Below are 12,922 nucleotides of genomic sequence, written 5' to 3'. Positions count from 1 at the left end.
TCGGTTACTGTCACAGCAACCCACGGTTCTCAATGGCCACTGAGGCCGGGCCAATCAGACCAGGGCCACAGGCCATAGGTATGGCCCTGGCCAGAGCCATGGCCATGGCCACATGTCAGGAGCATGGCCGGGGCCACAGGACCTGGGCATGCCAGGGCTTATGCTATGGCATCGTGGCCAGGGCTGCTCTGCAGACAGAGAATTGATGAGAAGGTTGTTGATACTGGTGCTGCCGGACCAAGGAAAAAATCTGATGAGTGAAACTAAAGCTGCCAGAACTTTCACAGAAATTGCTGGCAACACTGCCGGACTGAAAGATGGTCACAAGGGTGTAGACAGCCTGCCATTAAAGGTTACGCTCAAGGCTTTTGGCATTATGCTCAAGAGCTACTGGGGTACGCGCGACAGCCTCAAGTCATGGCTGCTGCTGGCCATTATCATTGGCCTGACCGGAGGATCTGTTTATATCGCCACCTCCATCAATACCTGGTACAAGACCTTCTGGGATACTATCCAGAATTACGATATTGACGGCTTTAAACAGCAGCTGGTGGTCTTTGCCACGCTGGCTACCATTCACGTGGTAGTGAGCGTTTATAACGCCTACCTCAAGTCGTGCCTGTCCATTAACTGGCGTACCTGGCTTACAGGCAAGACCATGGATCGCTGGCTGCAAAGTGACAATTACTACAAGCTCCAGCTGGCTGACAAGAACACTGATAACCCTGATCAGCGTATTGCCGAAGACCTGAACATGTTTGTTTCGGCAACCATTGTGCTCATTTTAGGTACTGCCACTGACCTTGCCATGATGATTTCCTTTGGCGTGGTGCTCTGGCAGCTCTCATCAGCTGTAGACATTACCGTTCTGGGCATGGATATCCATCTGCCTGATGGCTATATGTGCTATCTGGCTCTGCTTTACGCTGTGCTTGGTACGGCTCTGACTTTCTGGCTGGGTAAGCCTCTGGTACGTCTGAACTTCAGACAGCAGCGCTATGAAGCCGATTTCCGTTTCTCCCTGATCCGTGTACGTGAAAATGGCGAGTCCATCGCCCTTTACAAGGGTGAGCATGAGGAGAACAAATATCTGCGTCAGTCCTTTGCTGATCTGGTAGCCAACTACATCAAACTTATTGTCTGCACCAAGCGTCTGGGCTTTTTAACCATTGGTTATGCTCAGACTGCCGTGATTTTCCCAATGCTGATCTCAGCTCCGCTGTACTTTGCCAAGATCATCACCATGGGATCTATCATGCAGATTTCCTCAGCCTTTGGCCGTGTTCAGGACAGTCTGTCTACTCTGGTTTCCAACTTCACCTCATGGGCATCATGGAAGTCAGTGGTTGACCGTCTTGCTCTGTTCTATCTGTCAATGGAAGAGGTTGAGGCCCTGCACTGTCTGCCGGTCAAAAAGGATGCCCATCAGCTTGAGGTGCGTAACCTTACAGTAAAGAGCCCACGTGGCAAGCTGCTGCTTGACGGTCTGTCTCTTGATATGAGCAATGGCGACTCTCTGTTAATCCGTGGTCCTTCAGGCTGTGGCAAGTCAACTCTTATCAAGGCTCTGGCCGGTATCTGGCCTTACAGCAGCGGTGAAGTTCACTACATGAACGGAGCCAGCACGCTCTTCCTGTCGCAAAAGCCTTATCTGCCACAGGGCTCACTGCGCCTTGCTGCTTCCTATCCGTCTGAGCCGGTAACCGATGGCCGCACCGAAGAGTTCTTCAAAATGGTGGGGCTTGAGCATCTTGTTGAGCATCTTGATGAGGTTGATACCTGGAGTCATATCCTTTCTCTGGGTGAACAGCAGCGTGTGGCCATTGTCCGTGCTCTCATCAATACTCCGGACATACTCTTCCTTGATGAAGCCAGCTCAGCCATGGATGAAAAGACTGAGGCCATGGTCTATGACCTCCTGCACAAACGTCTTAACAGGTCCATTATCATTTCAGTAGGACATCGCTCTACCCTGATCTCAAGGCACAAAAACGTCCTTACCTACGATGGCAAAGGCCGCTGTGAAATCTGTTTTGCCTCTGATCTGCTGGGTTCAAGTGCCAAAGGATCACATGCCCAGAGCTATGCCGGAGACCTTATGGCAGATTACGATCGCAATGAGCTGCTCGGAACCACTCTGTCAGACTCTGATGGCCGCCCATCAGCTCTCTCACAGCAGCAGGCCGATGTCGCAGCTGCAGCTGCTACGGCAGCCGCTGCTGTCGCCGCTGCAGCACATGACAGCAGCGTGCAGGGCTCTGAGGGCACTCTCAGGCCATAATGACCGGGGCCTTAGCCGTGGTTCTGATGCCTGAAGCCAAGGGCTGATGCCCAGGGCCTGATGCCTCAGGCCTGAGCATCATGCTGCATAGCAGCCAGGCAGCCAGCCAGGCAGCCAGCCAGGCAGCCAGCCAGGCAGTCTGGCAGCCAGCCAGCCAGGCAGCCAGCCAGGCAGTCTGGCAGCCAGCCAGGCAGTCATGATTGCCCATCAGCGCAGCAGCGTGTCTGTCACGCAGAGACTTTTTAAGGCGCTTTACAAAAGAGACCCCAAAAGAAAAACAGGACCATATGCTCTGAAGCATATGGTCCGTTTTTTTTTCCATTAAGTAAAATGCCCGGCAAATGGCAGGGCGGGAACAGCCGACATGCTCGCCTGGGCAGCACTTTATGCAGACGTGCAGAGAGCTCATGAATACCAGGGCCATGGCTCTCAGCCATATGCCTCATGGCCTGCGCCGCTGCCATGCAGCCTTGATGCCTGGCTGGATTGCTGCGGTGTCCACACGCCTCAGGTGACCATGGGTATTTCAAAACGCTTTCCAAAATAAAAGAGACCACATGTACTTGAGCAGATGGTCCCTTTTTTTCCATTAAGTAAAATGCCCGGCAGCTGGCCACAGGCTGTGGCAACGGCCAGCGTTTATGGAGGAGGCGCGCACCAGTGCCTGCGGCGCTGCAACGGCGCTGTTGCAGCGCAGCTGAGCTGCGGGGATGCATAATGAAAAAAAGCCATGGGTTTCCCCATGGCTTTTGGTTCAGCTGTGCAGTCAGCTGACGGGCTGACTGCGGTCAGACTGAATTACTTAATTAAGGTGCTGTATTCGTAGTTGAAGCTTGCTACATCAGCAGAAGACACTGGCTTTAAGGTTACAGTGTACTTGTACTGTCTGTCGGCAGGGTTCTGGTACTTCTCAAATGGCATGGCGCCCCATGAGTTGTCACCACCCAGACCCATCTGACGCTCGGTTAAGCGTAAGGTGATGTCGCCTTCCTTCATGTAGAAGCTGTGGTTGTAGTTGGACAGCTGCTCTGGGGTGTACAGCAGAGCGTTGAACTCGATTGGATCGCCGCCCTCAGCCTTGGCCATCAGACCAACGCCATCGTCGTTGGTTAAGGCAACCCAGCGAACATCGGTGTGGTTACCGGTTTCCTGTGGCTTGATGAAGTCGGTGTAGAAGTCCTTGACGTCCTTGCTGTAAACGCCTACCGGGTAACCCCACTGACGGTCGATGTAGTTCTCATCTGGACCACGGCCAAACCAGGTGACGTTGGCAAACTCACGTGGCATGGTCAGCATGTTGCTGATCTCTGGAATGATTGGCAGACCGGCTGTTGGGTTTAAGGTGGTCTCAATCTTGATGTCACCGGAACCGTAGACGGTAAATACCTGCTCATAACCGGAGTTGTCAGCTACAGGCAGAGTGCTGGAAACCTTGAAGGTAACCTGCTGGTCGGAATCCTTGACAGTCTCAACCTTGACTACCTTCTTGCTCAGACCGGCATAACGCCACTTGGAGGTCAGGAACTGGTAGTAGTAACCGAGGTCAGAGTCAGTACCGGCACGGTAGAAGTTAGGCATAATGCCTGGGGTCTTGATGGAGCCATGATCGTTAGGAATAATCAGATCCTTGCCCATGTACTTGATACCGGTTACGGTACCGGCAGCGCGGTCGAAGGTAACAACCAGATCACCAGTGGAATTGGTTACGGTAGTTAAGATGCCGTCTTCAGCAACCTTGAGGGCTGGCATGGAGGCAACTTCAACAACTGGCTGGGCAACCTCAGCGTCACTGGCAAAGTCAAGGGCGAACTGCTCGTGAGCAATCTCGTGACCGGCTGGAGCATATGGCTCATCCTGCTTGAGAGCGAAGGATACGTTGAGGAAGTAATCGGCACCGGCCTTAACCTGTGGCCTGGTGAAGCCGATCTTGATGCTCTTGCTGGTCAGCGGAGCAACATCGAGATCCTCTGGGCTTAACTTGCCGGACTCGATAACAACACCGTTCTCGGTCAGGTTCCAGGAAGCTTCAAACTCGTTGAGGTTGGTAAAGAGCTTGCGGTTTTCCAGAACAAACTTGCCATTGCTGGCGTTGTCAGCGGTCATGGCGATCTCTTCATAACCCTTCTTAACCTCAACCAGCTCTGGCTGAACAGTGAAGTCAGCGGAGATCAGGCCATTGGCGCAGAAGTTCTTGTTATTTGGATTGCCGGAGCGGATGTCATCCCAGTCACCGCCGTATGACAGGTAAGTAGGCTTGTCATACTTCTTGTTGGTGGTGCCTTCAAAGTCGAGCCATAACAGGGAGCTTGAATCAACCTTGCGGTCGGTTCTGGCCAGCTCAGCCTGATCAAGAGCGCGGTTGTAGATACGTACGCTGTCGATTAAGCCCTTGAAGGTTGGGAGGGTTTCAGCCTTGGTAGCGTCGAATAATGGAACACCACCGATACCTACAGGGTTAGGACCAACTGCAATGCCCTTTGGATTGATGGCAGTGGCAACAACCTTGCCATCCAGATAGAGCTTCATGACCTGACCGTCGTAAACACCGGCTACGTGGTGCCACTTGTTGTTCCAGTCAGCTGGAGTTGGGATGGAAGCTGAGAACTTCTCGATTACGCCATCAGCATTGGCTTCGCCGCCGTAGATGTAGAACTCGATGTTGTCAGAAACAACCTTCTTGCCCTCGGAGTCGTAGTTTACATTGCGGTGCAGACCGTAAGACTCGTTACGGGAAGCCATCATGTCGCCCTTCATGATGATTGGGGCATCAAGAGCTGGCTGGTCCTTGGCTGGCTTTACAGTAGCCTCGAGGGTAAATGGCTGGTTGCCGCTTAATACCAGGCTTGGGTCATTGTAGACGGAAGCAAAACCGTCCATGGCTCTGCCGTTCTTGCCGGCTACCAGCTTACCGGTCAGGCGAACTTCCAGGTTGGAGGCCTTCTCGGAGAGCATCTTGTCAACAGGAGTTGGGATCTCTAAAGACTGATCACGCCAGTCCCAGATAAAGCCGCCCTGTAAGATTGGGTGCTGGTTGTAGAAGTCCCAGTAGTCCTTGAAGTTACCGATGCCGTTACCCATGCCATGTGCGTACTCACACTGCAGCTCAGGCTTGTCACCGTTCCTGGCCCACCAGCCCAGCGGGTTGGCGTTCATGTCTGGATTATCAAGGTCGTTTACACGACGGTACATACGGGACCAGACATCAACCTCAGGGATGTCACGGTGAGCCTCGTAGTGAACCAGACGGGTAGGATCCATCTGATGGCAGGTGTCAGCCAGGATCTTCCATACGTCGCCGCCATAGCTCTCGTTACCCAGGGACCACATGATGATGGATGGGTGGTTCTTGGCGCGCTCGATGGTGGAAACCATGCGGTCTAAAGAAGGCTCAATCCAGTCTGGATCGGAAGCTGGCAGTACGGAGTCGATGGAATCGGACTCAACGTTGGCCTCGTCCATCATGTACAGACCGTACTCATCGCACAGCTCGTACCAGCGTGGCTCGTTTGGATAGTGGGAGTTACGTACGGAGTTGAGGTTGTACTGCTTCATCAGCATGATGTCGCGAATCATGGACTCTTCGCTGATGTAACGGCCGTTCTGTGGGCTGATCTCGTGACGGTTTACACCACGGAAGACGATTGGCTTGCCATTAACAGCAACCTGGGCCTTGTTGGTACCACGGTTGAAAATTTCAACCTTGCGGAAACCGACATTGGAAGAAGTGGTTTCAACAATGTTGCCCTGTGGATCACGTAAGGTGATTAAGGCGCGGTAGAGGTTTGGCTTTTCAGCAGACCACTTTAATGGATCGCTTACCTGCCTGGAGAAAGTAACCTCAGCAAGACCGGCGGTAGCGTCGTAGGTAGCACCGGTGCCGTGCATGGTGGCAGTAGTGGCGGTCTTTGCAAAGTCGACAGGAGTCTTCTCGGTGAATACAGCCTTGCCATCCTTGTCAAGCAGGGTGGTCTCTACAGTGTAGCCCTGTGGACCCTGTGGCAGCATGGTGCGGATCTTGGCAGTGAAGTTAAAGGTAGCGTCCTTGTACTCCTTGTCCAGATCGGTGGTGTAAGCAAAATCAAAGAGGCTGGCGTTCTTGTCCTTGGCGATCAGAGCAACGTCACGGAAGATACCGCTAAGACGGATATAGTCGTGGTTTTCGAGGTAGGAGGCATCAGACCAGCGATATACCTGAACAGCAATGGTGTTCTTCTTGCCAGGGGCATTTAAGTACTTGGTGATGTCAAACTCGGAGGCGGTGAAGCTGTCCTCGCTGTAGCCTACCTTGTGGCCGTTTACCCACAGGTAGAAAGCGGACTCGACGCCCTGGAAGTTAACCAGAATCTGCTTGCCATCCCAGTTTGCTGGAGTGGTGAAGTCTCTGCGGTAGGAGGCAACAGGGTTGTATACGGTAGGGGATACGCCTACGCCAGGCTCTTCAGTGCCCAGCCAGGAAAGACGGGTATCGGTGTAGTATGGACGGTCAAAGCCCTGAGTCTGCCAGGAGCCTGGAACCTGAATGTTGGCCCACTTGCTTACGGAGTAGCCTGGCTTGAAGAACTCGGTATTGCGCTCATGAGGGTTCCTGGCAAGGGAGAACTTCCAGGTGCCGTTTAACAGCATGTAGTTCTCGGAGCGGCTGCGGTCACGGGCCAGGGCGTCCTCCTCACTGGTAAATGAGTAGAAAGAGCTGTGGGCCTTTTCGCGGTTTACTGCATAGACAGTTGGCTGATCAAACCACTCTTCACCCTTGAAGACGTCGGCCTTTGGATCACGGGCCTTTGGCAGATCGGTAGAAACACGTAAGGAGCCGTCGTGGACTTTCACTACGGTATCAGGGCCGGCATTCCATTTGGCATTCTGACCATTAGACTCACAGCCGACTACAGCAAGTGCAGAGCATATGGCAATAGTAAGGAGGCTAGGCTTTAAATTCTTCATGAATTCTCTTCCCCAGAGTCGTAGCAGCAGCTACGAAAATTAAACACACAACAGCGTACTTTTCAGTCAGCGTTCCCGGACAGTCACATTCGTCATATCTGTGGAAACGTTTACACGGATAAAGCTGAAAAGACGAAACAAACCTTAATTCACTGGTTTAAACTCCAGTGTCTGTCAGGTACCTTATGTTTCGTATGCGCACAGCTTCGTGCCTGTGCGGGCTGATTGAACCAGTGCACGACCACGTGCAGCGCAAATAAACTTAACTAAAAGCGGTACATCAAAAAAAGCCCAAATATGACATTCGTGAGATACAAGTCACATAATACTTGGAACTTATCTCCTGAAACCGGACTTATGTCACAGGTGAAAATGTGTTGTCATACAAGCAAACTGATATATGAATATCGATAACATGTTACCGGGGGAAGCCCTTGTTTGCGCCGGAAAATGTATAAATAAAAAAAGCCGTTTTCCATTCAGAAAACGGCTTTTTCAGCTGTTTTAGCAGCCAGAGGCATTCAGACTGACTCTGCAAAAATGAGTTTGCGCTTCCGCCTGCATTGAATGCTTTAAATCTGCAGCGACGCCAGGCTCCTGCCATACATCAAGCTTAAGCCTGCATGCCAACATGCAGGCGTCTCAGTGAGCAATCTGGCATGCTCATGTGTCCACTGACGGTCAGGGAGCTGCCAGGGCTGCCCAATGTGCACTGCCTGGTGCCTGGGCAGCAACCAGGCTGGCCTTGAAGCTTGCTGGTGCTGCTAGTCGTCGCGGGCGTTCTTTTCTTTTACGTAGCCCTTGGACATGGCGCGGCGCATTACGGCCTGCAGGGATGCAAAGCGGTTGGTCAGAACTTCAGACGGACCAAAGAGCGGACGCTGGCCTTTGAGGAATTTGTAGTCGTAATCGTCAACAGCGCGTATTATCAGTTTGTACAGACCTACTACGGCCAGGATGTTAGGAATAACCATCAGACCATTGAACATGTCTGCAAGCTCCCATACCAGGTTTACCTCAAGGAAGGCACCCATAAGCAGGAAACACAGCACCATTACCGAGAAGAGATTGAGGTTGCGGTAGCCAAAGAGGAACTTGAAGTTCTGGGCAGCAAAGAAGTACCAGCCGATAATGGTAGTAAAGGCTGCAAAGAACAGACAGACGGCTACGAAGCCGGCACCGGCCTCACCCATGCCCCTGATAAAGGCGGTCTGGGTCAGAACGATACCAGTAGTCTTGCCATCAAGAGAGCCGGTTACCAGAATTACCAGAGCGGTAGCGTTGAGCACGATGAAGGTGTCGATGGTAAGGCCGATAATGGCGGCCATGCCCTGCTCGGCAGGGTGTCTGACACGGGCAACAGCATGGGCGTGAGGAGTAGAACCCATACCGGCCTCATTTGAGAACAGACCACGGGCTACACCATAGCGTATAGCTTCCTTGATACCGGCACCGATAACACCGCCGGTAGCAGCCTCAGGATTGAAAGCACCAACTATAATGGACTTGAAAGCAGGAAGAATCATGTCGAAGTTGATGGCCATGATGTAAAGGGCGCCCAGTACATATACACCTGCCATGAAAGGCACAATCTTCTCGGCAAAGCTGGCAATGCGCTTGATGCCTCCAATGAAGATAAAGCCGGCAAGGCAGATAAGGATCATGCCTGAGAACCAGTTAGGCACGTTAAAGGCTGAGGAGAAGGCTGTGGTGATTGAGTTGGCCTGCACCATGTTGCCGATAAAACCAAGGGCAATGATGATGAGAGCCGAGAACAGAATTGCCAGAGACTTGAGGCCCAGGCCCTTGTAGATATAGTAGGATGGACCGCCGGTGATATTGCCCTCGCCATCACGGGTACGGTATACCTGAGCCAGAACGGCCTCGGCAAAGATAGTACCCATACCGAAGAAAGCAGCTACCCACATCCAGAAAATGGCTCCTGGTCCACCCATAACCATGGCAGTGGCTACACCGGCCAGGTTGCCTGTACCCACCTGAGCGGCAATGGCAGTAGCCAGAGACTGGAATGAGGTCATACCGTGCTGACCGGCCTTTTCACCGCTGAAGGAGAAGTTGCCGAACACGTGTTTGAAGGCACGGGTAAAATGACGGATCTGAACAAAGCGCAGCTTGAAAGTAAAGAAGATACCTGTGCCCACCAGAATAGGGATAAGGCACCAAGGTCCCCAGAGAATGAAGTTAATTTCACGCACAATATGCGTGAGCTGATCCATAGTAGACATGAGAATTTTCCAGAGTACAGGAAGGAAAACCGGTCTGCAGTACTCAATCCGCTCTTGCCTGTGCCGGCAGCGCCTTATGCAGGCAGGCGTCAGCCTGATGTCGGGGCACGGTTTGAGAGCAGCAGTTTCGGCTGATATGTTGAACAGGGGACAGGAAGCGCAATCCACCAGAACAGAGCCGAAGAGCAGAATTACTGGTAATACGAAACTGCAGTTGATAAAAAAAGCGCATTAGCATGCGTCGGGCTATTCTAGCATATCAGCCCTGTTACTGCCCTTATATAGTGCAATATTGGCCGTCTTTACCCCGCCAGCCCGGCTCTTGCACCGAAATAAGCAGCCTGCACTGTCATGCACCACTTGCCACCGCATTGCTGGCTGGGAAGAAGCGGGCAACGTGCTCCACCGGAGCATGTCATCTGACGCTGAGCTCTCAATGAGCTTAGCGCACAGCGCGTCCAATGGTTATGACCATGGCTACGACCATGGTATGCATGGAGGCCAGGGCATGCATGGAGAGCAGGAGCCTGCATGTTTGTCCAGGCAGAACATGCATGTAGAGCTGGAGCATGCATGTATGGTCCGGGCAGAACATGCATGGACGGCTGGAGCCTGCATGTATGGTCCGGACATGACATGAATGGAGGGCAGTGATCCTGGGAATGGAGAAACAAAAAGGGCTGATGCCAAAGCATCAGCCCTTTTTGTAGCAGGAAATCTGCAGGGTTTATTTTTGCATACTGACCTTGCTGCCAGTTGTGCTCAGATCAGATGGCTGGCTGCCATCAGCCTGAGCCAGTGCAGCAGGGCTGCTGTCGGCAGCAGCTGCAGCTGATGCGGACGGGGCTGTGTCTGACGGTGTTATGGCTGCTGATGCTGCGGCATCAGAAGCGGAAGCTGAGCTGTCCATGTTGGCAGCAGTGCTTGTGCCATTGCCATTTTTTTCAGGGCAGCCGCATGGGGCAGGATGTGGGTGACTGTCATCAGTAAAGGTCTTGAGGCGGCTGTGGAAGCGCTTTTTGAGGTAGACAATCAGAATGATGACAAAGAGCAGACCCAGAGCAAGGTAGATCATCTTCTGCACATCCTTGACGTACTCCATGAGCAGGTCAAGATTGTCGGCAAAGAAGTAGCCAAGATAGACCCATACCGGTACGGAAATGAGGGCCGCAAAGCCGTCCATCAGTACAAAGGTCAGATAGGAAATGCGGCGGCTCATGCCGGCCACGAGGAAGATAGGTGAGCGCAGACCCGGCAGGAAGCGGGCGACAAACAGCAGTGACAGACCGTACTGCTTGAACTTGCGCTGAATATGGGAAAAGCGGCGTGGAGAAAGGATGCGGCGGAACATGCGGATACGCTGAATGCGATAACCGAAGACACGTCCGGCAATGAACATTATGCTGTCGCCGATAAGAACGCCGGCCAGACCAACCAGACACATGGTATGAGGGTTGGCAAAATCAAGGCCGGAAATAACACCACCTGAAACCAGGGTGATGTCTTCAGGGACCGGTAGACCAAAGCCGCACAGGATTAAGATTCCAAATACAGCCAGATAGCCATAGTCAGTAAAGAAGGCGATTAAAAAGTCTAACACTTCAGATCCCTTTAAATGAGAGCCCGGGCCAGTAAAGGCCTGGTCAGCAAGGTCAACTTCGGCAGAATTACTTCATGTCAAATCTGGCATGTGCCATGACATTCTGTCAGTGCTCAGGGAGCAAACCCATACACATGTTAAGAGTACTCTGTCCGTCACATGAGGCATCTGCAAAGGCAGGATGCTCAAACCGACAAAACAAGAACTGATCAGCAATTATACTCTAATGTAATGCTAACTCTAATAAGTTCTTGTCGACTACAGACGCAGATACACATACTAAGTTCCAAATTCGTTGTCATTGCTGCCTGCCTGCAACAGTGTCAATGGTACTGAAAATACAGCAGGAACGACTCACCTGTCCAGACAGACAGGACTGACTATAAGCATGATAAAGGAAGCTGAACAGGCGTGCATACACTTTCAGAATCGACAGGAATATTATCAGATTTTTGATGGTTTTCTAGAAAAAATCGGTCCTTTTGAGGCGTTTTCAGCTGTTTTTTACAACTTTTTTATGTTTTTTTCGCCCATTTTGCTCAAAGGAACCATATGCTCAAATCAGCCCATAACAACTGCTCTTTTTCCCCGGAAAATCCTCTCAAAACACCAGGAAAATCCTGAGTTTCACCCATCTCCTGGCCCCTTGCCCAGTACCTCAGCCCAGCAGGCAGTAACCAGTCAGCCCAGCCATACAGCCAGATATCAGGCCAGCCAGATATCAGGTCAGCCAGACAGCCAGATATCAGGCCAGCCCGTCAGCCAGCAATAAGCCGTCCAGAGGCAGGACATCTACCAGCCCGCAACCAGCCGTTTGACGGCCATCAGGCGCTCAAGTGGCCCGAGCTCTGTGCTACTCAACTCATTTCATAGCATCACCTTGCCTGCTTTTATTGCCATGCTTTGTCGTGAGCTGATCTCTTCAATGCAACTGGGGACAGACAATACGTCCAGTCAGCAAGCCGTGACAGCTCGCCGCCACAATCTGGCAGGCATGACCGGTCCAGGCAACTGCATGGTTTTCAAACTGTTTTACTGCATCGCTACTGGAACGGCCTGGCAGAATTAATACATACGCAAGGCAGATGAGGCTGTGCCCTGTACTGCAGTACTCCTTCAGGCCCGGTAACCTGGCTCCTGAGCAGTGATGGGTGGTGACTGGCAGTGATTGGTGGATACGGACAGTTGTGGGCAGTGAATAGCGGTGACGGGCTGTTATGGGAAGTGATGAGCTGCGGATCGATGGGACAATGTACTGCCTGCAATGACTGTCAGGGGCAGCGCGCAAGGAAAGAGCAGGCAGACTGTTAAAGGCAGTGATCTTTGAGCGTACTGTGCAGTTGAGGTTGCAGCTCCATGAGGTGGGCAGTCTTGCTGTATTGCTGGCGCCGCTGTGTGCTTAAGTGGCAAGTTGATGTTGCTCTCTGTTACGGCTCAGATGGGCCGGCTTTGCCGGCTGGAGTGGCGGTGCACGCGGGCGTGGTGGTTTTGCAGGGCGTGGTGGTTTTGGAGGGCCCTTTTTGACTCCGTGGAGCTGTGGCATATGGGGAGGGCTGTTCAGGCAGAATGGCAACAGGGATGGCAGCTCAGGGGAGTATTGACTGTTGCAAAAGCGTGGAGTCATTTTTTGGTGGCAGTTTCTGTATTTATGTCAGCTGTGGGGCTCAGGGGAGGTGATATTGTGTGACTGCCGTTAAATCAGGGGGATGACCGGGGGCTTTGCAGGCTTACGGCGTATTAAGTGCTTGTGATTTTCATCACGTTTTTTGATAAATCCTTATATTTATGCGATTTGCGCGGGTATGATTCATAACTTCAACATATGAATGTAAGTCTGAGAGGTGACCCTATGCC

Annotated in this window: 6 protein-coding genes; 2 read left to right on the top strand and 4 right to left on the bottom strand. The window is 52.2% G+C overall.

All coding sequences use genetic code 11. The features are described 5' to 3' along the window. Window positions 1–253 precede the first annotated feature (253 nt). Window positions 254–2,281 carry an ABC transporter ATP-binding protein/permease gene (locus MXE39_RS11365; protein ID WP_246978821.1) on the top strand — a complete coding sequence of 676 codons (2,028 nt, stop codon included), beginning with the start codon at window positions 254–256 and terminating at the stop codon, window positions 2,279–2,281. Between the two features lie 242 nt (window positions 2,282–2,523). Here MXE39_RS11365 and MXE39_RS11360 read toward each other — a convergent pair whose 3' ends face one another. The 4 genes from MXE39_RS11360 to MXE39_RS11345 all read right to left on the bottom strand — a co-directional run bounded on the left by MXE39_RS11360 (window position 2,524) and on the right by MXE39_RS11345 (window position 11,068). After that, a complete protein-coding gene (locus MXE39_RS11360; protein WP_247074144.1) occupies window positions 2,524–2,871 on the bottom strand; it encodes a hypothetical protein in 348 nt (115 codons plus the stop codon). Between the two features lie 208 nt (window positions 2,872–3,079). Continuing rightward, window positions 3,080–7,222, bottom strand: a complete 4,143-nt coding sequence (locus MXE39_RS11355) for a glycoside hydrolase family 2 TIM barrel-domain containing protein (protein ID WP_246978822.1) — start codon at window positions 7,220–7,222, stop codon at window positions 3,080–3,082. A gap of 764 nt (window positions 7,223–7,986) precedes the next feature. Then, complete coding sequence (locus MXE39_RS11350) at window positions 7,987–9,468, bottom strand: sodium:alanine symporter family protein (protein ID WP_246978823.1); 1,482 nt, start codon at window positions 9,466–9,468, stop codon at window positions 7,987–7,989. Between the two features lie 727 nt (window positions 9,469–10,195). Continuing rightward, window positions 10,196–11,068: a DedA family protein gene (locus MXE39_RS11345; protein WP_246978824.1), complete on the bottom strand. Its 873-nt coding sequence runs from the start codon at window positions 11,066–11,068 to the stop codon at window positions 10,196–10,198. A 388-nt stretch (window positions 11,069–11,456) separates the two neighbouring features. On the opposite strand from MXE39_RS11345, the gene MXE39_RS11340 reads away from it, so the two are divergent. After that, complete coding sequence (locus MXE39_RS11340; protein WP_246978825.1) at window positions 11,457–11,840, top strand: hypothetical protein; 384 nt, start codon at window positions 11,457–11,459, stop codon at window positions 11,838–11,840. Window positions 11,841–12,922: the final 1,082 nt, after the last annotated feature.

The organism is Anaerobiospirillum sp. NML120511 (genome assembly GCF_023050955.1).
In the GTDB taxonomy this organism is placed as follows: domain Bacteria; phylum Pseudomonadota; class Gammaproteobacteria; order Enterobacterales; family Succinivibrionaceae; genus Anaerobiospirillum.
The sequence above is the reverse complement of the archived record's forward strand: the minus strand, read 5'-3'. Positions and strand labels throughout refer to the sequence as shown.